Source organism: Mycobacterium sp. NGS69 (assembly GCF_059812165.1).
Genome location: NZ_JCALCD010000001.1, coordinates 157,869 through 176,888, shown reverse-complemented (window position 1 = coordinate 176,888; position 19,020 = coordinate 157,869). Strand labels below are relative to the sequence as shown.

Genomic DNA, 19,020 nt, shown 5'->3' with positions numbered 1-19,020 from the left:
GCCGTCGTCACACTTTCGGCAGCTGCGGAGTCTGAAGTGGTATGAACGCACTACTTCACCGAAGCGTATTGGTTCTCTTGGGCGCCAGCGGCGCGGTAACGGGCGGGTGGGCCTACGCGGCACCGCGCCATTGGTACGACAACTTTCCCGGGTTCGGGATGACCTGGCTCCCGCAACTCGGCCCATTCAACGAGCACTTCGTCAAGGACGTCGGAGCGATGTTTCTGGCACTGGCGGCGCTGAGCGCCGTGACGTTCGTCCTGGTCGCCAACCAGACCCTCGTCAGGGTCACGGCGGTCACCTGGCTCGTCTTCAACACGCTGCACTGTGCCTATCACCTGTCGATGCTGCAGATGTACAACACCCGGGACGCGACGCTGAACGGAATCCTGTTGCCGCTGCTCGTATTGGCGGCCGCGGCACTGTTCGGCCCAGTGCGAACCCCTAGTGGGCCCAGCCCTCGGCAGCCTGCTCGTCAAAAGTGCGATCAATGCGGTCGAATCGACGCTTGACCGAGGCGCGCGCCGCCTCGTGCGGCAGGACGTACAGGCGGTTCGCCAGGATCGCGTCGGCGGTCAGCCGCGCCACGTCGTCGACGCCAAGGGTTTGGTCCTGCGCCGGCAGCGGCCCGAGCGAACCCGTCACGTCGGGCGTCGACGCCAGGCCGTAATCCGCGCCGCGGATCCGTTCCGAGTTGGACACCAACTTGGTTTCGACGACCATCGGGCACAGCACCGAAACGCCGATGCCGTTGTCCCTGACCTCGCGGGACAGCGTCTCCGCCAGGGCCACGACGCCGTACTTGGCCACGCCGTACGCCCCGAGGCCCGCGTTGGGAACTAGCCCGGCGAACGACGCGGTGAACGCGATGTGGCCACCGGTGCCCTGCTCGAGCAGTCTCGGCAGGAACGCCTCGACGGCGTGGATCGACCCCCACAGGTCGATATCGATCACCCACCGCCAGTCTTCGTGCGTCATTTGCGCGATCGGGCCCGCGACCACGATGCCGGCGTTGCTGAACAGCACGTCCACCTGGCCGAGCAGGCGAACCGCTTCGTCCGCGAGGTGAACCATCTCCTCGAGATGCCGCACGTCGCACATCACGCCGTGGGCGTCGAACCCCTCGCCACGCAAGTGCGCGACGGCCTGTTCCAGTGTGGGCTGGTCGACGTCGGCGAGTACGAGCCGGGCCCCGCGGCGGGCAAACTCGGCTGCGGTGGCCAGGCCGATGCCACTCGCCCCGCCGGTGACAACGGCGCCGCGTCCCTCGAATCCGTCCATGGGACGGAACGCTACTTAAGGCAGCTACCCGCGTCGATGGGCAGGGTCACGCCGGTGACGTAGCGGGACTCGTCGGAGGCGAAGAACAGCACCGCATTGCTGATGTCGATGGGGTCGACCCACGGGATCGGCAGCGTGTGAAACATCTGGCAGATCGGCGCCATGTCGTCGGGACCCGGGTTTTCCAGGTCCGGCCGGAACATCCGCCACGTCCCCTCGTTCATGATCATCGCTGTGCTCACGTGGGTCGGGTGCACCGAATTGACCCGAATCATGTGCTGCCCCAACTCGACTCCGAAGGCGCGCATCAGCCCCACCACGCCGTGTTTGGCGGCGACATAGTGCCCGGTGTGCGGGTACGCCTTGAGCCCCCCGACCGAGCTGGTCAGGACGATCGATCCGCCGCGTCCGCCGGCCAGGATGTGCGGGACGCCGGCCTTCACCGTTTTCCACACCCCGGACAGGTTGACGTCGATCATTTCCGTCCAGTCCTCTTCGCTGGTTTTGTCCAGCGTTTCACCGCCATTGCCGATGCCCGCGTTGGCGACGATGATGTCCAGCCGGCCCAGCTGCTCCACACCGCTGTCGACGGCGGCCTTCAGTGCGGCGTAGTCGCGCACGTCGACCTCGGCGGTGACGATCCGGCGGTTGTGCCCCTTGACGAGGTCGGCCGTCTCCGCCAGGTCCTCCGGCGTCGACGCTGGGATCGCCGAGCCCTCGACCAGGCCCTCGCGGATCGGCTTGCAGATGTCGACCGCGATGATGTCGGCGCCCTCCTGCGCCAACCGCACCGCGTGGCTGCGGCCCTGACCGCGCGCCGCCCCGGTGATGAAGGCGACTTTGCCCTCGACACGTCCTGTCATGGCTATTACCTCATTTCCTCAATGGCTCAGCGGACAGCCGACTCGTCATCACCCGGCGGCGCATGTCAACGCCGGATCCATTTCGGCTAGTTCTCGTTCTAGATATTAGAGAACATCATTCTCGACTGGCAATGCCGTGCGCTATTTGCTCGCTTCGCTACAGGCTTGCTAGCCGACGAATCCGCGTGAGCAGAAGTCCCAGACCTCGTCGGCCGTGATGGGGTGGATCGTCGCGTCGTCGGAGCCGCCACTGGATTGTGCGATGAACATCACGGTCTGCATGGTCATCGCAGCCACCCGCTTCGGGTTGATGTCGGCGCGCAGCTTGCCGGCGTCGGCGGCGGCCTCCATGAGCTCGGTGAGCAACGCCAGCAGCGGGGCGTGCGCGACCTTGACCTCGGCAGGGTGCGTGACCAGCAAACGGGGCGCAAAGTCGGTGAACAACGGCCGTTGGGCCGTTGGATCGGGACGTGACGACTCGTACAGCAGCTCGACGGCGACCTTGAGGCGCTCCAGCGCGTCGGTGTGGCTCTCGGTGGCCGCGCGGATCTGATCGGCGGATCGGCTCAGTGCGTCTTCGAAGAGGGCGAGCAAGAGCTCGTGCTTGCCGTCGAACTGCAGGTAGAAGCTCCGCAACGACTGGCGAGAGCGATCCACGACCTCCTGGACGGTAAAGTCGGTGCTGCCCTTCTCGATGATGATCGCCTGTGCCGCGTCGAGGAACCGCTGAACGCGCTGTGCCGCACGCAATTTCGCGGTCTTGATCGACCGCTCGACCGCGCGCTGCTTCCAGGCCGGCTCTTCGCTCGGGCTTGTCACGGTCGGCTCAGCCGATTGCCGCGTGGGGAGAACATGATTGGACTCTACCGGAGAACGCCGTGCCATCGGTGCGCTCGACCCCCTATGGACGCCGTGTCGGAGATTGTAACTTTCTCACGACGAGAATACTATTCTCTTACACGTGTGTATGGAAGCTTAATCGCTAGAGCGAATCGCGCCGTCGCCGAGAATCCGCAAACCGTCTTCGCAGGAGTGCTGTGCAACTGACCTTCGATGCCGACGTCGAGGCGTTCCGCGCCGAGTTCGTGGCTTTCCTGGACGAGCATCTTCCTGCCGAGGCGGAGACTCTTGAGCGACCGCGGTCGAGTTCGCACATCCCGGAGTGGGCCCGACGCTGGCAACGGCTGCTCTTCGATAGCGGATGGCTGCTTCCCGGGAATCCACCGGAATTCGGTGGGCGCAACGCCACGCTTTTGCAGCAATACGTGTACATGGAGGAACTGGGACGCCGGCGCATCTATCAAAGCTTCAATCCGCAGGGCGTCGGCATCATCGCCGCGTCCCTGCTGGCGTTTGGCACCCCGGAGCAGACGCGGCGATGGGCGGTGCCGATCCTGCGGGCGGAGATCACCGCGTCGTTGGGGATGAGCGAACCGGGCGCGGGTTCGGACCTCGCCTCGCTGAAAACGCGGGCGGTGCGCGACGGCGACCACTTCGTGGTCAACGGCCAGAAGGTGTGGACGTCGGGGGCTCACGACGCCGACGTGCTGTTGACGTTCGTGCGCACCGACCCGGGCAAGCCGAAACACAAGGGCATCAGCGCATTGATGATCCCGACCGATACCCCGGGTGTGGTGCGACGCCCGTTCGCGTCGATGTGCGACGACGATGAAATCGACTTCAACGAGGTGTTTTTCACCGACGCGCGGGTGCCCGCCGAGAATCTTGTCGGCCAGCTCGATGAGGGCTGGCGGGTCGCAACCGGTTCGCTGGGGCACGAACGGGTCATGCTGTGGATGGGATATGTCGACCTGTTGCACGAGCTGACCGTCGATTTCAGCCCGTCCGGAGCGCTCGAGCGGGACCGCTACGCCACCTTGGTGATGGATTCCTACGCGCTGCGGCTGCTCGGGTCGGCGGCCCTGGCGCGCGCCGCTCGCGGGGAAGAGGACGTGCCCGCCCAGTCGGTGCTCAAGCTGCTCGGTTCGGAGGCCCTCCAGCGGGCCTCGGAGGACGCGCTGAACGCCGCGGGCGCCGAGGGCCTCGTCTACCACGCGGTGACCGCCCCGTTCGCCCCGTTGAACCTCGACAGCCACTACCGCAGTTGGTTCGATCGCTACGCGCGCAGCTTCGCCGCGACCATCGCCGGCGGCACATCCGAAATCCAGCGGAACATCATCGCCGAACGGGTGCTCGGCCTGCCGCGCAACTAGCGCGCGTCCGACCAGGCGTAGTAGCCGATCGCCACGAGCCCCGCCGCGATCGAAACGGCACCTAAGACCATGCCCGCCATCGCAATTCGGGGGTTGTTCGCCTCGCCGCGCTGCACTCGTCTGCGGGCGACGTCGCCGGTTATCACCGCCGCGATGCCGAAGGGCACGCCGATCAGCAGCCAGCAGGTGAGGAGCGAGACGATGCCCACGAGCAGCGAGGCGACGCCGACCTCGTTTCGGGGTCCGTCGGGCTGGTTCATCGCGTCCCATCCTCGTGGTTGCGAGACGAGTGTACGCGCAGAAATTCGCTGGCCCGTTACAGCTGCACCAACCGTGGCGCGAAGCCCTTGGTTCGCAACATCGTTCCGGCTTCACGGGTCAATTCCCGTGCGCTGCCCAGCAGCCCGTCCAAGACCAGCGACCGCTTGACGTGATGGTGCAGCTGGTGCTCGGCGGTGAAGCCGATGCCGCCCAGCACCTGCTGGCAATGGCGCGCGGCGGTGAGCGCCGCCTGGCCCGCCGCGGCCTTGGCCAGCAGGGAAGCCAGGCCGTCGGGGTCGTCCGCCTGCGCGGCGGCGTTCAGGGTCGCCTCGGCGCCCTCGATCGCGACGAGCGTTTCGGCCAGCCGGTGCCGGACCGCCTGGAACGAGCTGATGCGCCGCCCGAACTGAACACGGTCGAGGGCGTGCTGGCGCGCCAGCGACAGCATCGCCCGGCCGCTGCCGACCAGCCACCAACCCACCGCCCGCCGCCCCTCGGCCAGCGGCACCGGATCCCCCTCTGACACAAGGTGTATCGGCAGCCCGCCCATCGTCGGGGTAGTGCGGTCGTCACGCTCCCACACCACCCATGAACCCCCGGCGAACGGCAGGGGTACGGTTTCGCCGTCTTCGCGTCCGGCCGCGCGCAACACCACATCGTTGAGCACCGGGGCTTGCGCGCCGGTCTCGCCGAGCAGCCGGAACACCAAAGGCATTGCCACGCCAGGTATTTCATCGAGCATGTCGCGCCAGCCGAGATCGGACAGCGCGACGTCCAGCTTGGCCCCGCTCGCGGCGGTCATGGTGGTGCGCAGCGAGTCGGCCAGCAGCTGCAGCGCCTCGGAGTCCACGATTCACTCCTTCCCGAGGTCGAGCAGCCGGCGGGCGATGATGTTGCGCTGGATCTCGGCGGTGCCGCCGTAGATGGTGGCCGCGCGCGAGTACAGGTACTCCGAGCGCCACGGCGTGTCATCGAGTTCCAGCGTCCCGGGCAACAGGTCACGGACGGTGTCGTAGAGCCGTTGCTCGGCGGTGGCCAGCAGCACCTTGTCGATGGAGGTGTCCGGTCCCAATCGTGCGCCGTCGCGCAACCGGTGCTGGGTGTCTCGGGATCGGCAGCGCAGCGTGTGCAGCGCCAGATAGGCCGAGCCCAGGGCGGATTCGTCGGGTTCCCGCGCTTCGGCGAGGAGCTCGTCGAAGCGCGAGTAGAGGTAGGCGATTCGCTGCCAGAAGCAGGCGGAGCGCTCGTAGGGCAGCAGGTCCATCGCGAGTTGCCAGCCGTCTCCGGGTTGGCCGAGCATGCGGCTCGCCGGGATCACCACGTCGTCGTAGTAGACCTCGCAGAATTCGTCGACCCCGTGCATCGTGCGAAGCGGCCGGATGGTGATGCCCGGTGTGTCGAGGTCGACGAAGAAGGCGGTGATGCCGTCGTGACCCGGCGCGGTGCGGGTGAGCAGGATGCAGCGCGTCGAGAACTGCGCGAAGCTGGTCCAGACCTTTTGGCCGTTGACGATCCAGTTGTCGCCCTGGGGCGTTGCGCGGGTGGTCAGCGACGCGAGGTCGCTGCCGGACCCCGGCTCCGAAAAGCCCTGGCACCAGTGCTCGCGGCCGCTGAGCAGCCGCGGCACCATTTCCGCCGCGAGTTCGGCGGGCGCGTAATCGATCATCGTGGGCGCCAGCACCTCGAGCATCGAGTAGGGACCGGGCTCGGCCAGCCGGCGGCCCACCACCTCCTCGCCGACGATCGCGCGCAGGACGGCGGGGCCACCCAGGCCGCCGACTTCGACCGGCCAGCCGTAGCGCATCCAATCGGCGTCATACAACGCGCGGCTGACGCGCGCGAATTGCTCCATATGGCCCTGCAGCGAGTGATCGGGCCCCGGGGTCAGATCATTGTCTTCGAGCCACGCACACAGGCCCGCCCGGAACTCCTCTACATTCACGGCTGCGGACGGCCGACTGCGTGCGGGCGCCCCGAGTCGTGCACGCCGCTGCGACGGATGAACGTCATCGCCCGTGTCTTCAGCCGCCATCCGTCGGCCGTGCGGGCGTAGGTGTCGCGGTAGTAGCCGATCCGCATGTCATGGGTGGCGTGGTCGATGAAGCACAGCGGCTGGGTGCCGCTGGCGGAATCGCCGTCGATGTCTTCTATCAAGGCAGTTCCGGTGAGGAACAGCCCCTTTGGGGCCGCCGCGACCAGCTCGGGAAACCTGTCCAACCGGTACGTGGAGCCGAAGGCGCTGTAGGTGCCGTCCGGTGTGAAGACGCCGATGAGCCCGTCGATGTCTTCCTGGGTGATGGTGACCGCGTAGCGGGCGAGCAGCTGCTGAATCTCGACCAGGTCGTCAGTTCTGGTTGGCATAGACCTTGCCGCCTTTCATGACGAAGCTGACGTGCTGGGTAACGGTGATGTCTTCCAACGGGTTTCCGGGGACCGCGATGATATCGGCGAGCTGGCCCTCCGCCAGCCGTCCGCGGTCGTCAGCGTTGATGAGCTCGGCGGCGGTCACCGTGGCCGCCCGCAGCACCGCCAACGGTGGCAGGCCCCAATCGACAAGCGTGACAAGCTCGTCGGCATTCTTGCCATGCGGGATCGCGGGCGCGTCGGTGCCCACCGCGATCTTCACGCCGGCTTTGTAGGCGGCCAGGATCGAGGTGCGCGCCTTCGGGAACATCTCGGCGGCCTTGGCCTGCAGTTCGGGCGGGGCATGGGAGACGTCCATGGCATCGCCGTCGGCCAGACGCCGGGTGGACACCAGGAACGTGCCATGCTCGACCATGGTCGCGATCGCCTCGTCGTCGATCAAAAAGCCGTGCTCGATGCAGTCGATGCCGGCCGCGACGGCGTGCTTTACCGCCTCCGCCCCGTGCGTGTGCGCGGCGACGCGCAGCCCGCGCCGATGCGCCTCGTCGACGATCGCGCGCAGTTCCTCGTCCGAATAGTGTTGCGCGCCCGGCGGTCCCGTCAGCGACATCACCCCACCCGAGCAGCAGACCTTGATCAGCTCGGCGCCGTGTTTGATCTGGTAGCGCACCGCCTTACGGATTTCGTCGATCCCGTTGGCGATGCCCTCTTCGACCGTCAGATCCAGCACGTGGGGTGCGAACGCGGCGAACATCGTCGGATCCAGGTGGCCGCCGGTCGGGGTGATGGCGTGGCCGGCCGGCACCACTCTCGGCCCCTCGATCCAGCCCGCGTCGATGGCCTTGCCCAGGGCGACGTCGAGCAGGTAACCGCCGGTCTTGACGAACAACCCGAGGTTTCGCACGGTGGTGAAGCCGGCGCGCAATGTGCGGCGGGCGTTGCCGACCGCGCGCAGCACCCGCGTCGGCGGGTCGTCCTGAACCTGGGACAGCCCGGGTTTTTCCCCGCGCCCGCCCATCAGGAGGTTGACCTCCATGTCCATCAGGCCGGGCAACAGGATCCGGTCGCCGAGGTCGATGAGCTCACCCTCGGGCTCACCGCCCACACCCGCGATCCGGTCGCCCTCGATCCGAACGACGCCGGGGGACACGATCTCACCGGCGTCGACGTCAAGCAGCCCGGCGGCCTTGAGCGTCAACACCGGTTAGATCACCGGTTCCCGGATGCACTCCACCCACGCCGCGCCGCTGTCGGGCACCCGCGGTTGTTTCCACGCCTCGATCGGGAACGACACCATGACGAGTGACTGCATGATGTGCATCAGCGTACGGGCGTCCTCGGGCAGATCGTCCAGCGGGAACTTGTCGCAGTAGGCGATGGCGTCGTTCAGGCGGGGGAACGCCACGTCGTAGAAGGCCTGCATCTCGGCCATAGTCGAGGCCAGCCGCTTGGCGTAGCGCTCGGGTTCGGTCGCCAGGTCCCAATCCAAATAGGGCTCCAGGTCAGCGAATTCAGCGGGCAGCGCCATTGTGGGCGTACTCCTTTACGTAATCGCCGGTGGTCTTGTGCAAGTGGCGGATCAGGACCTCCTGATCGCACAGCAGGAATTCCTTGACGGCCCGAGTGCCGATCATGGTCTGCGTCGCTTCCAGCGTGTTGGCGTCCTGCAGCGCGTATTCCTTGAACGTCACCGCGGCCAACTCCTGGGCCAACCGCTCCCGCGCGTTGCGCGGCGGAACGAAATACAGCGTGCACTCGAAGATGTGCTTGTCCACCGCGGTCGGCCAGTAGTGGTAGGTCAGAAACCAGCCGGGCTCCCAGATCAGCAGCATGAAGTTCGGATAGAACAGCCACGAGTCGATGCCCCACTGCGGCACCCGCTTCACATTGACGCCCGGCGGCAGCTCGAGGTTCTCGATGATCTCCGGCTTGTCCCATGGGCCGAACAAACCGCTGCGCAACACCTGGTCCATCGGTTTGACCATGGACATGTCGGAGGGGGGCGCCTGACCACCCCAGGTCGACTGCAGGCTGTGCGGCCCGGCCACCTCGTAGTGCAGCGCCTCGTATCCGTACTTCTGGATCTTGGCGGCTTCCTCCTTGGTGTACTGCCCCTGGTGCAGGATCGGCGCGTGATAGAACTCGACGAACGCGTCGATGAACAGCTTCCAGTTGCTGCCGACCTCGGCCCGGTAGGAATAGGTCTCCGTCATCTCGCCAAACGGATAGCCCTCGATGCTCTTGGCCAGCGGACCGAGGTAGTCGGTGAGCGGCGAGGCGTTGTTGTCGAAGTTGATGAAGATGAAGCCTTCCCACACCTCGCAGCGGACGGGAGCCAGGCCGTATTGGCTCTTGTCGAGGTCGAAGAACTCGTCCTCCTGCTGGACGAAGGTCAGCTCGCCGTCCAGGCTGTAGCGCCAGGCGTGGTACTTGCAGGTGAACTGCCGGCACGTGCCCGACGTCTCCTCCTGCGGAAAGTCGTTCCACACCAGCTTGTTTCCGCGATGGCGGCAGACGTTGTGAAAAGCCTTGACGGATCCGTCCTTGGTCTTGACGACGATCACCGACATGCCCTTGCCGGCCGACGGCAGCTCCTTGGTGAAGTAGCTGCCGGTGCGCGGCAGGCGATTGACCCGGCCGACGTTGAGCCACTGCTTTTTAAAGACTGCCTCGCGCTCGGCCTCGAAGAACTTCGGGTCGATCGAGTCGGTGTAGTCGACCGGGGCGGTCCCGAGTTCGGGGTAGTTCTCTGTCCAGCTGCCGGCAGCTGGTTTCGGAAAGTGGGGCAAGGTTCTAACCTTTCTCGTTCTCGGGCCGAACGCCAAAAGTGTTGATGGCCATCGCGAGCGCGATGTAGCCGCCGACGGTGAAGACGAAATCCATTCGCTGACGCTCGTCAAGCCGTTCGCCGAGAGCGGCCCATGTCTGATCCGAGACGTTCGACTTCTCGTCGAGTTCGTCGACGGCGGCGAACACGGCGCGATCGAACTCGTCGTCCACCTGCCCGGTTTTGGCGGCCGCGATCTCGGCGTCGGTGAGTCCCGCTTCTTTTGCGATGTCCACGTGGTGTGACCACTCGTAGGCGCAGTCACGCCGGTGGGCGACCCGCAGGATCGCTTGTTCGCGGATCCGCGGGGGGAGGGAGGAGGCCATGAGCAGATACCCGCCGAACCGCAGATACGCGCGGGCCAGCTTCGGGTGGCGCGCGAGCGTCGACATGAGCGTGCCGGCATCGCGCGGATTACGCCTTTCCGGGGGCAGCATGCCGGACAGTGACTGCTCGACAGCCTCATCCCACTCGTCCGCGGGCAGCGGCGGCAGGCGCATCCGCGCGTCTCCTCTCGGCGTTCTCTCGACCAACTCTCGGCGAAAGAGAATCAGATTCTCATTTTCAACCAATAGACTTGCACGATTCGGTCGGTTGGTCAATGCCGACGGCCGGGATCCGCGCTGGCCGGGCCCGCGACGTTCCCTGGATGTTGATTCTCGCTGCGCGAGAAGATAGTTTTCAAAATAGTGATCTTGGCGCCGGGCGTTGGTTGGTCGATGCCGTGCGGGAACGGCACGCCCGAATGACTGAGATGGATCGCAGACTCGGAAGGATATGGCCATGAACAAGGAAGACATGATCCTGATCAGCGTCGACGACCACACCGTCGAGCCGCCGGACATGTTCAAGAACCACCTGGCGAAGAAGTACATCGACGACGCGCCCCGGTTGGTGCACAACCCCGACGGTTCCGACATGTGGAAGTTCCGCGACACGGTGATCCCGAACGTGGCGCTGAACGCGGTGGCCGGCAGGCCGAAGGAGGAGTACGGCATCGAGCCGACCGGTCTCGATGAAATCCGGCCGGGTTGTTACAACGTGGACGAACGCATCAAGGACATGAACGCCGGCGGCATCCTGGCCTCGATCTGCTTCCCGTCGTTCCCCGGTTTCGCCGGGCGGCTGTTCGCCACCGAGGACCACGACTTCTCGATCTCGCTGGTGCAGGCGTACAACGACTGGCACATCGACGAGTGGTGCGGGGCGTACCCCGCGCGGTTCATCCCGATGGCGATCCCGGTGATCTGGGACGCCGAGGCGTGCGCCGCCGAGGTGCGCCGGGTGTCGAAGAAGGGCGTGCACGCGCTGACCTTCACCGAGAACCCGGCCGCGATGGGCTACCCCAGCTTCCACGACGAGTATTGGAACCCGCTGTGGAAGGCGTTGTGCGACACCAACACCGTGATGAACGTGCACATCGGATCCTCGGGCCGGCTCGCGATCACGGCGCCCGACGCGCCCATGGACGTGATGATCACGCTGCAGCCGATGAACATCGTGCAGGCCGCCGCGGACCTGCTGTGGTCGCGGCCGATCAAGGAGTACCCCGACCTGAAGATCGCGCTGTCCGAGGGCGGCACCGGGTGGATCCCCTACTTCCTGGAGCGCGCCGACCGAACCTACGAGATGCATTCCGCGTGGACCCACCAGAACTTCGGCGGCAAGCTGCCCAGCGACGTCTTCCGCGAGCACTTCCTGACGTGCTTCATCAGTGACAAGGTGGGCGTCGCGCTGCGCAACATGATCGGCATCGACAACATCGCCTGGGAGGCCGACTACCCGCACAGCGACTCGATGTGGCCGGGCGCGCCCGAAGAACTGTGGGACGTGTTGTCCCTCAACAGCGTTCCCGACGACGAGATCAACAAGATGGCCTACGAGAACGCCATGCGTTGGTACTCGTTCGACCCGTTCACGCACATTTCGCGCGAACAGGCGACCGTCGGCGCATTGCGCAAGGCCGCCGAGGGCCACGACGTGTCCATCAAAGCGAAGGGCCACGACAAGGACTCCCGAGGCGGCTCGTCCTTCGCGGAGTTTGCGGCCAACGCGAAGGCCCTTACCGGCAACACGGACTGACGCATCACCGGAGTGCTCAGTGCGCCGGTGCCCGGCGAGCAGACGCAAAATCGCATAGTTCGGGCGCCAAACGTGCGATTTTGCGTCTGCTCGCGCTGATAAGGAGATCTACCAGTGCCCGGCGCAGGAATGAACTTCGAGCTGACCGATGACCAGGAGCTGATCCGCCGGTCGGTCGCCGAGCTGGCCCGCAAGTTCGACGACCAGTACTGGATGGAAAAGGATCAGGCGCACGAGTTTCCGGCCGAGTTCTACAAGGCCATAGCCGACGGCGGCTGGCTCGGCATGACGATTCCGACCGAGTACGGCGGCCACGGCCTGGGGATCACCGAAGCTACCATCCTGCTCGAAGAGGTCGCCAAGTCCGGCGGCGCGATGAACGCGGCCAGCTCGATTCACCTGTCGATCTTCGGCATGCAACCGGTGGTGGTGCACGGTTCCGACGAACTCAAGGCGCGCACGCTGCCCCAGGTCGCGACCGGCGAGGTGCACGTCTGCTTCGGGGTCACCGAACCCGGTGCGGGGCTGGACACGTCGCGCATCATCACCTTCGCCAAACGCGACGGCGACCGCTACATCGTCAACGGCCGCAAGGTATGGATCTCGAAAGCCATGGAGTCGGACAAGATCCTGCTGCTGACCCGGACCCAAAGCTATGACGAGGTCGCCAAGAAGACCGACGGCATGACGCTGTTCATCACCGACCTCGATCGCAACCGAGTCGACATCCGCCCCATCCGCAAGATGGGCCGCAACGCGGTCAGCTCCAACGAGTTGTTCATCGACAACCTCGAAGTGCCCGTCGAGGATCGAATCGGCGAGGAGGGCAAGGGTTTCCAGTACATCCTGGACGGCCTGAACCCCGAACGGATGCTGATCGCCGCCGAAGCGCTCGGAATCGGGCGGGTGGCGCTGGACAAGGCGGTGAAGTACGGCAACGAGCGTGAGGTCTTCGGCCGGCCCATCGGCATGAACCAGGGCCTGCAATTCCCGCTCGCCGACTCGCTGGCCCGCCTCGACGCGGCCGAGTTGATGCTGCGCAAGGCGACCTGGCTCTACGACAACGGCAAACCCTGTGGGCGCGAGGCCAATACCGCCAAATACCTGTGCGCGGACGCCGGCTTCACCGCCGCGGACCGGGCGTTGCAGACCCACGGCGGCATGGGATACGCGGAGGAGTACCACATCACGCGCTACTTCCGCGAGGCCCGGCTGATGAAGATCGCGCCGGTCAGCCAGGAGATGATTCTGAATTTCCTGGGAGCCAACGTCCTGAAACTGCCGAGGAGCTATTAGGCCTAACGTCGAGCATGCGGTCACGGCGAGTTTTGGGTGATTTTTCGCCGTCATTGCACGCTCGGCGATCATGGAACATCTGACGGAGAAAAACGGAGTGAAGATGCGTGAGACAGTCATCGTCGAGGCGGTGCGGACGGCGGTAGGAAAGCGCAACGGCGGGTTGGCCGGCGTGCATCCCGCGGACCTGTCCGCGGTCGTGCTCAACGAGGTGCTGGACCGCGCGGGCGTGGGCCCGGAGATCGTCGACGACGTGATCTGGGGATGCGTGTCCCAGGTCGGCGACCAGTCCAGCAACATCGGGCGCTACGCCGTCCTGGCCGCCGGCTGGCCGGAAACCATCCCCGGGACCACGGTCAACCGGGCGTGCGGCTCCAGCCAGCAGGCGCTCGATTTCGCCGTGCAGGCGGTGATGTCGGGTCAGCAGGACGTCGTCGTGGCCGGCGGCGTGGAGGTGATGAGCCGCGTTCCGCTGGGTGCGGCCCGGGCATCGGGGATGCCCTACGGCCCGAAAGTCCTTGAGCGCTATGACGATTTCTCGTTCAACCAGGGCCTGTCGGCGGAGATGATCGCCAAGAAGTGGGGGTTTTCCCGCGGCCAGCTCGACGAGTACTCGGTCCGGTCGCACGAGCTGGCGGCCGCCGCCCAGGACGCTGGGGCCTTCACCGATCAGATCGTTCCGGTGTTCACCGATGACGGGACCGTCGTCGCCGACGAGGGGGTGCGCCGGGGCACCACCGTGGAGAAACTGGCCGGGCTCAAGCCCGCGTTCGTCGACGACGGCGTGATCCACGCGGGCAATTCCTCGCAGATCTCCGACGGGGCGGCGGCGCTGCTGGTGACCACGTCCGAGATGGCCGTCGAGTTGGGTTTGACGCCGCTGCTGCGCTACCGGGCCGGCGCCGTCACCGGGGCGGATCCGGTGCTCATGCTGACCGGCCCCATCCCGGCGACCGAGAAGGTGCTGACCAAGGCCGGCATCTCGCTGGCGGACGTGGGGGTCTTCGAAGTCAACGAGGCGTTCGCGCCCGTCCCGCTGGCGTGGCTCGCGGAAACCGGGGCGGACCCCGATCGCCTGAACCCGCTCGGCGGCGCCATCGCGCTGGGGCACCCGCTGGGCGCCTCCGGCGCGGTGCTGATGACGCGCATGGCCCACCACATGCGGGATAACGGCATCCGATACGGCCTGCAGACGATGTGCGAGGGCGGCGGCACGGCCAACGCCACCCTGGTCGAGCTGGTCTCTTAACGCCCGCCGCAAACGGCGCCCGACGCGACGCTTGTCACAGCCGGCAAACCAACCTACTGTGTGTTCAGTAGGTTCTTGAACCCGCTAGTCCAGAGGGAGCCCGGTGCCTGTCGCGCGGCGATACGACACGCTTCTCGCCAAAGGTGAGGACCGCAAGCAGCGGATTCTCGACGTCGCACAACGCCTGCTCACGCGCAATGGCTGGCGCAACACCACGCTCGCCCAGATCGCGGGCGACGCCGGCGTCACCCCCGCGGGCCTGCTGCACCACTTCGAATCCAAGGAGCAGCTGCTGCACGCGGTGCTCGACGCCCGTGACGCCGATGACGACTCCCACGCCGACCGGTCCGGCGATCTGATGGTTGAGATCGCGCGGGTCGCCGACCGCTTCACGCGGGCACCCGACATGGTCGGCACGTTCACCGTGCTGCTGATCGAAAACATCGATCCCGGGGCCCCGCTGCACGACCGCATGCTGTCCCGGCAGCGTCAAGCCATCGACATCGTCGCCGGACTCATCCGGCGGGGTCAGGCCGACGGCCGGTATCGCACCGACATAGACCCGGCCGTCAAGGCAGTCGAAATCCTCGCCTTCGTCCACGGAATGGAAACAATATGGTTGCTCGACCCTTCGATACCGCTGACCGACGCGTTCAAGGAGTACGCGGAGGCGCTGGCCCGGGAATTCGCGCCGCCGACGACGAACGGCAAGACATGAGGTACCGCCTCGACGTCGTCGCCAGCAGCGTCGCCGACGTGGTGCGGTACGCCGGCGGCTGGCTCTTCGACCGCTCGATGGCGGGCTGGGACGTGACCGTGCTGCTGACCGACCTGGCCGACTGCCCCGACCTCCGGCCGCTGCAGATCATCGGCGCCCGCACGCTCGATCTCGAGGACGCGCTGGCCGCGGTGGAATCGCGGCCGCACCCCCAGGCGCTGGCGGCCGCGGCGGACCTGTTCGGATGCGACCCCCGGGTGCGCCAAGGCGTGCTGCAGGCCCTCGACCACGGCGTCACCGAGGTCACGCTGTGGGGTGAGAGCTGGCCGGCCGAGCTGGACGACAGCGTTGGCCTGGTACAACACCGGCTGAGCATGGCGGCGAAGATCTTCAAGGGCCAGGCGCTCGCGGCGGCGTTGAACGGCGACGGCGTGCCGCATGGCTCGATCGGCTGCCTCGAAACGTTCCGCAGCGGGCTGCTGGCGTGGCCCTCGGTGGCCGCCGACCTTGTCCCGGCCGGCTAGTCACCGCTTCCAAACCCGGCAGCCGTCGTTTGACGACGCCCGGACCGTGTGGAAATGTAATACTCATCTCTGAGAGGCTCATTCTCACTGCTGAGATTCGAACGGAGCAACACGGTGAACGACTTCACCAAGATGGACTTCTTCCGCGGCAAAGAGCTCATCGCGGACCCGTACCCGTACTACGAGGCGCTGCGGCAGCAGTGCCCGGTCGCTAGGGAACCCCACCACGGCGTAACCATGGTGACCGGCTGGGAAGAAGCCTGCGCCGTGCTGAACGACGCCGAGACCTGGTCCTCCTGCACGTCGGTGACCGGCCCGTTTCCCGGCTTCCCCGTGCCCCTGGATGGCCTCGGCGACACCGATATCACCGAGCTGATCGAGCAGCACCGCGACGAGCTGCCGTTCAGCGACCAGTTGCCCACGCTGGATCCGCCGACCCACACCAACCACCGCTCGCTGCTGATGCGGCTGATCACCCCGAAGCGCCTCAAGGAGAACGAGGACGCGATGTGGGCGCTCGCCGACCAGGCGCTCGACGATTTCCTGGCACCCGGCCGCGGCGACTGGATCAAGGGCTTCGCCGGCCCGTTCACGCTGCTGGTGATCGCCGACCTGCTGGGTGTGCCGATGGAGGACCGCGACAAGTTCGTCAAGGGCATCGCCGAGCATGCGGGTGGCGGCGTCGGGGGCACCGGCAAGGAGTCGCTGGCGCACAGTCCACTGGAATTTCTTTACGGCCTGTTCTCCGACTACGTCCGCGACCGTCGTCGCGAGCCCCGCGACGACGTGCTGACCGGCCTCGCGACCGCCACCTTCCCCGACGGCTCGATTCCCGACGTCGAAGACGTTGCCCGCGTCGCCAGCAACGTCTTCTCGGCGGGCCAAGAGACCACCGTGCGGCTGCTCGGCGCCGCGCTGCAGACAATCGGGGAGCGCCCCGACATCCAGGCGCAGCTGCGCAGGGACCGCAGCCTGATCCCCAACTTCATCGAAGAGTCGCTTCGCCACGAAAGCCCGGTCAAGGGAGACTTCCGGCTGAACCGGGTGCGCGTCAACGTCGGCGGCGTCGACCTGCCGGCGGGCACCACCGTGATGATCGTGCAGGCGGCCGCCAACCGCGATCCGCGCCGGTTCGAGGACCCGACGACATTCGATCCGGCCCGCAAGAACGCCCGCCAGCACATCTCGTTCGGGCGGGGGATCCACAGCTGCCCCGGCGCGCCGCTGGCGCGCGCCGAGACCCGGGTGGCGATCGAGCGGCTGCTCGACCGGACATCCGACATCAGGATCGACGAGAGCGTGCACGGCCCGGCGAATGATCGCCGCTACCAATACGTTCCGACCTACATCCTGCGCGGCCTGACCGAACTGCACCTGGAGTTCACGCCGGCATGAGGGTCTCGGTCGACGACCAGCGCTGTCGCGGTCACGGCGTGTGCGTCACGCTGTGTCCCGAGGTGTTCAACCTGACCGACGACGGTTACGCGGAGTCGATAACATCCGAGGTCCCAACGGAATTCGAGGCCGCCACCCGAGAGGCCATCGACTGCTGCCCCGAGCAGGCGATCAGCGAGACGCAGGGGGATTCGAGTGGCTAAGGGGCCCAAAGGGTACGTCATCCTGACCGAGGCAATCAAGGATCCGGAGGGGATGAAGGCCTACGGCAGGGTCGCGGGGGAGGCGATGGGTGGGGTCAACGTTTTGGCGGTGGACACCGCTCCCAAGGTCGTCGAGGGCACCTGGCACGGCGACCAGACCGTCGTGCTGGAATTCGAGTCGGTGGACGCGGCCCGCGCGTGGTACGAGTCCGAGGCCTACCAAAAGGCCGCGAAACTGCGCCAATCGGCGGCCGCCTGCAACGCGGTCATCGTCGCCGGGTTCGGCTAGCCTTCCACGATCGAGATCGCCTGCCGGGGGCATTGACGGACGGCCTCGCGCACGTCCGATTCGATCTCCGGGGTGACTTCCTCCTGCAACACGGTCAGCATGTCGTCGTCGCCGAGGTGGAAGACCTCGGGATTGATGCCCATGCAGACGCCGTTGCTTTCGCAAAGCCCCCAGTCGACTTCGATTTTCTTCGTCATTGGGATTCCCCTTACCGAAGGATCTTCACGGGTACATTCTTCCACCCGGCGACGTTCTGCATGTTCACCCGTTTGCACCCGGCCCAGTCCACCTCGTAGCGAGGCATGAAGTCGAGGAGCCGCTCCAGCGCGAGCCTGCTTTCCAGTCGGGCCAGTGCCGCACCAAGGCAGCTGTGGATTCCGTATCCGAGACCGAGATGTTGCGCCTCGGTCTGGTCGCGCTCGATGTCGAAGGTGTCGGCCTCGGTGAAGGCCTCCGGGTCGCGGTTCGCGGCTGCGCCGCAAAGGAACACGGGCTTGCCCGCCGGGATCACGCCGCTGCTGACGTGCGCCTCCTTGAGGGTGTAGCGGACGTTGTATTGGACCGGCCCCTCGTAGCGCAGTAGCTCTTCGACCGCTCCGGGAATCTTGCTGCGGTCGTTCTGAAGCTTCTGCCACTGGTCGGGGTGATTGGCGAAGATCACCGCGGCGTTGCCGAGCAGCTTGGTGACGGTCTCGGCGCCCGCGCCGCCCAAAAGGGTCGCGAAGCCGGTGATCTCGATGTCGTCGAGCTTGCGGGGCTGACCGTCCTCGCCGGGGATCTCGGCCGCGATCAGCCGGCTGATCATGTCGTCCTGCGGCTCGGCGCGCCGCTCCTGGATGAGGCCGAAGTAGTACATCGCGGTATCGATGTTCGCCTGCATCCCGGCTTCGCTGATCTCGATCTGCCCGGGTTCGTGATGCAGGCTGGTGTCGATCCAGTGGCGCACCTGTTGGCGGTATTCCTCTGGAACGCCGGCCATCCGGGTGATGACTTCCACCGGGAACGGTCCGGAGAAGTCCTGCACGACGTCGAAGTTGTCGGGGTCCGCGGCGCCCAGGTACTTCTCGATCACCTCGGTGATGGTGTCGACCTGCGACTGAATGGCCCGCGGGGTGAACGCCTTGTTGAGCAGGCTGCGCATGTGGCGGTGCTCCGGCGGGTCCATGAAGATGATCGACTTCTGCTCGGGGGAGATCCCTTTCCGCACCATCGCCAGGTCGCAGCCGCGCGCCGAGGAATACGTCTCGAAATCCTTGAATGCGGCCGCGACGTCTTCGTGGCGGGTCAGCGCGTAGAAGTCCTCTTTTTCGTCGTAGTACAGCGGCGCGTCCTCGCGCATCCGTCGATAGATGTCGAACGGATTGTTGAAGAACTCCTCGGAGAACGGATCGAAGACGACCTTGGGCTTGGTCACTGCATGCTCCTCATCGGCGGGCTGAACCGTTACAGCGGATT

At 66.1% G+C, this 19,020-nt stretch carries 23 protein-coding genes and 1 pseudogene; 11 read left to right on the top strand and 13 right to left on the bottom strand.

Annotated elements, in window-relative coordinates:
• Nucleotides 1-41: 41 nt before the first annotated feature.
• Complete coding sequence (locus AC5Y2S_RS00940; RefSeq protein WP_499953222.1) at nucleotides 42-512, top strand: hypothetical protein; 471 nt, start codon at nucleotides 42-44, stop codon at nucleotides 510-512.
• Here the strand turns inward: AC5Y2S_RS00940 and AC5Y2S_RS00935 are convergent.
• The 3 genes from AC5Y2S_RS00935 to AC5Y2S_RS00925 form a co-directional block, all read right to left on the bottom strand.
• The gene (locus tag AC5Y2S_RS00935) at nucleotides 445-1,281 is read right to left on the bottom strand and encodes an SDR family NAD(P)-dependent oxidoreductase (protein ID WP_499953221.1); all 837 of its coding nucleotides are present in this window, start codon (nucleotides 1,279-1,281) and stop codon (nucleotides 445-447) included. The genes AC5Y2S_RS00940 and AC5Y2S_RS00935 overlap by 68 nt on opposite strands.
• 11 nt (nucleotides 1,282-1,292) lie before the next feature.
• Nucleotides 1,293-2,144 (bottom strand): mycofactocin-coupled SDR family oxidoreductase, encoded by an 852-nt coding sequence (locus AC5Y2S_RS00930; protein WP_499903595.1) that lies wholly within the window; start codon nucleotides 2,142-2,144, stop codon nucleotides 1,293-1,295.
• A 168-nt stretch (nucleotides 2,145-2,312) separates the two neighbouring features.
• Nucleotides 2,313-2,963: a TetR/AcrR family transcriptional regulator gene (locus tag AC5Y2S_RS00925; protein ID WP_499903594.1), complete on the bottom strand. Its 651-nt coding sequence runs from the start codon at nucleotides 2,961-2,963 to the stop codon at nucleotides 2,313-2,315.
• 218 nt (nucleotides 2,964-3,181) lie between these two features.
• Between AC5Y2S_RS00925 and AC5Y2S_RS00920 the strand changes: the two are divergent.
• Together AC5Y2S_RS00920 and AC5Y2S_RS00915 are read left to right on the top strand one after the other, a co-directional pair.
• Nucleotides 3,182-3,835: pseudogene (locus AC5Y2S_RS00920) on the top strand (acyl-CoA dehydrogenase family protein); the annotation flags it as partial.
• Nucleotides 3,833-4,357, top strand: coding sequence for an acyl-CoA dehydrogenase family protein (locus AC5Y2S_RS00915; RefSeq protein WP_499954304.1), 525 nt, complete (start codon nucleotides 3,833-3,835; stop codon nucleotides 4,355-4,357). The pseudogene AC5Y2S_RS00920 and the gene AC5Y2S_RS00915, both read left to right, overlap by 3 nt.
• Here AC5Y2S_RS00915 and AC5Y2S_RS00910 read toward each other — a convergent pair.
• Genes AC5Y2S_RS00910 through AC5Y2S_RS00875 form a run of 8 tightly spaced genes read right to left on the bottom strand, consistent with a single transcriptional unit; the run spans nucleotide 4,354 to nucleotide 10,309 of the window.
• Nucleotides 4,354-4,617, bottom strand: coding sequence for a DUF4190 domain-containing protein (locus AC5Y2S_RS00910; protein ID WP_499953219.1), 264 nt, complete (start codon nucleotides 4,615-4,617; stop codon nucleotides 4,354-4,356). The genes AC5Y2S_RS00915 and AC5Y2S_RS00910 overlap by 4 nt on opposite strands.
• Before the next feature lie 56 nt (nucleotides 4,618-4,673).
• Nucleotides 4,674-5,420, bottom strand: a complete 747-nt coding sequence (locus tag AC5Y2S_RS00905; protein WP_499954302.1) for an acyl-CoA dehydrogenase family protein — start codon at nucleotides 5,418-5,420, stop codon at nucleotides 4,674-4,676.
• A gap of 51 nt (nucleotides 5,421-5,471) precedes the next feature.
• Nucleotides 5,472-6,560, bottom strand: a complete 1,089-nt coding sequence (locus AC5Y2S_RS00900; protein ID WP_499953217.1) for an acyl-CoA dehydrogenase family protein — start codon at nucleotides 6,558-6,560, stop codon at nucleotides 5,472-5,474.
• Nucleotides 6,557-6,979 carry a nuclear transport factor 2 family protein gene (locus AC5Y2S_RS00895; RefSeq protein ID WP_499953216.1) on the bottom strand — a complete coding sequence of 141 codons (423 nt, stop codon included), beginning with the start codon at nucleotides 6,977-6,979 and terminating at the stop codon, nucleotides 6,557-6,559. Before AC5Y2S_RS00895 ends, AC5Y2S_RS00900 begins: the two co-directional genes overlap by 4 nt.
• Nucleotides 6,963-8,183 (bottom strand): metal-dependent hydrolase family protein, encoded by a 1,221-nt coding sequence (locus tag AC5Y2S_RS00890; protein WP_499953214.1) that lies wholly within the window; start codon nucleotides 8,181-8,183, stop codon nucleotides 6,963-6,965. Before AC5Y2S_RS00890 ends, AC5Y2S_RS00895 begins: the two co-directional genes overlap by 17 nt.
• Nucleotides 8,184-8,186: 3 nt before the next feature.
• Nucleotides 8,187-8,510, bottom strand: a complete 324-nt coding sequence (locus AC5Y2S_RS00885) for a hypothetical protein (protein ID WP_499953213.1) — start codon at nucleotides 8,508-8,510, stop codon at nucleotides 8,187-8,189.
• Complete coding sequence (locus tag AC5Y2S_RS00880; RefSeq protein ID WP_499953211.1) at nucleotides 8,494-9,771, bottom strand: aromatic ring-hydroxylating oxygenase subunit alpha; 1,278 nt, start codon at nucleotides 9,769-9,771, stop codon at nucleotides 8,494-8,496. The genes AC5Y2S_RS00885 and AC5Y2S_RS00880 overlap by 17 nt, the downstream gene beginning before the upstream one ends.
• 4 nt (nucleotides 9,772-9,775) lie before the next feature.
• Nucleotides 9,776-10,309: a carboxymuconolactone decarboxylase family protein gene (locus AC5Y2S_RS00875; RefSeq protein ID WP_499953210.1), complete on the bottom strand. Its 534-nt coding sequence runs from the start codon at nucleotides 10,307-10,309 to the stop codon at nucleotides 9,776-9,778.
• Nucleotides 10,310-10,592: 283 nt separating this feature from the next.
• Here AC5Y2S_RS00875 and AC5Y2S_RS00870 point away from each other — a divergent pair, with 283 nt between their 5' ends.
• The 8 genes from AC5Y2S_RS00870 (at nucleotide 10,593) to AC5Y2S_RS00835 (ending at nucleotide 17,565) form a co-directional block, all read left to right on the top strand.
• A complete protein-coding gene (locus AC5Y2S_RS00870) occupies nucleotides 10,593-11,891 on the top strand; it encodes an amidohydrolase family protein (RefSeq protein ID WP_499953209.1) in 1,299 nt (432 codons plus the stop codon).
• Between the two features lie 129 nt (nucleotides 11,892-12,020).
• Nucleotides 12,021-13,187, top strand: a complete 1,167-nt coding sequence (locus tag AC5Y2S_RS00865) for an acyl-CoA dehydrogenase family protein (RefSeq protein WP_499954300.1) — start codon at nucleotides 12,021-12,023, stop codon at nucleotides 13,185-13,187.
• 103 nt (nucleotides 13,188-13,290) lie between these two features.
• Nucleotides 13,291-14,436, top strand: a complete 1,146-nt coding sequence (locus AC5Y2S_RS00860; RefSeq protein WP_499953207.1) for a thiolase family protein — start codon at nucleotides 13,291-13,293, stop codon at nucleotides 14,434-14,436.
• A gap of 103 nt (nucleotides 14,437-14,539) precedes the next feature.
• Nucleotides 14,540-15,154 carry a TetR/AcrR family transcriptional regulator gene (locus tag AC5Y2S_RS00855; protein ID WP_499953206.1) on the top strand — a complete coding sequence of 205 codons (615 nt, stop codon included), beginning with the start codon at nucleotides 14,540-14,542 and terminating at the stop codon, nucleotides 15,152-15,154.
• Nucleotides 15,151-15,678 (top strand): hypothetical protein, encoded by a 528-nt coding sequence (locus tag AC5Y2S_RS00850; protein ID WP_499953205.1) that lies wholly within the window; start codon nucleotides 15,151-15,153, stop codon nucleotides 15,676-15,678. Before AC5Y2S_RS00855 ends, AC5Y2S_RS00850 begins: the two co-directional genes overlap by 4 nt.
• Nucleotides 15,679-15,810: 132 nt before the next feature.
• Complete coding sequence (locus AC5Y2S_RS00845; RefSeq protein WP_499954298.1) at nucleotides 15,811-17,073, top strand: cytochrome P450; 1,263 nt, start codon at nucleotides 15,811-15,813, stop codon at nucleotides 17,071-17,073.
• Complete coding sequence (locus AC5Y2S_RS00840) at nucleotides 17,070-17,276, top strand: ferredoxin (RefSeq protein ID WP_499903582.1); 207 nt, start codon at nucleotides 17,070-17,072, stop codon at nucleotides 17,274-17,276. The genes AC5Y2S_RS00845 and AC5Y2S_RS00840 overlap by 4 nt, the downstream gene beginning before the upstream one ends.
• On the top strand, nucleotides 17,269-17,565 hold the full coding sequence (locus AC5Y2S_RS00835; RefSeq protein WP_499953204.1) for a DUF1330 domain-containing protein: 297 nt from the start codon (nucleotides 17,269-17,271) through the stop codon (nucleotides 17,563-17,565). Before AC5Y2S_RS00840 ends, AC5Y2S_RS00835 begins: the two co-directional genes overlap by 8 nt.
• Here AC5Y2S_RS00835 and AC5Y2S_RS00830 read toward each other — a convergent pair.
• Both AC5Y2S_RS00830 and AC5Y2S_RS00825 read right to left on the bottom strand, forming a co-directional pair.
• A complete protein-coding gene (locus AC5Y2S_RS00830; protein WP_324673871.1) occupies nucleotides 17,562-17,762 on the bottom strand; it encodes a ferredoxin in 201 nt (66 codons plus the stop codon). The genes AC5Y2S_RS00835 and AC5Y2S_RS00830 overlap by 4 nt on opposite strands.
• A gap of 11 nt (nucleotides 17,763-17,773) precedes the next feature.
• Nucleotides 17,774-18,979, bottom strand: a complete 1,206-nt coding sequence (locus AC5Y2S_RS00825; RefSeq protein ID WP_499953202.1) for a cytochrome P450 — start codon at nucleotides 18,977-18,979, stop codon at nucleotides 17,774-17,776.
• Nucleotides 18,980-19,020: the final 41 nt, after the last annotated feature.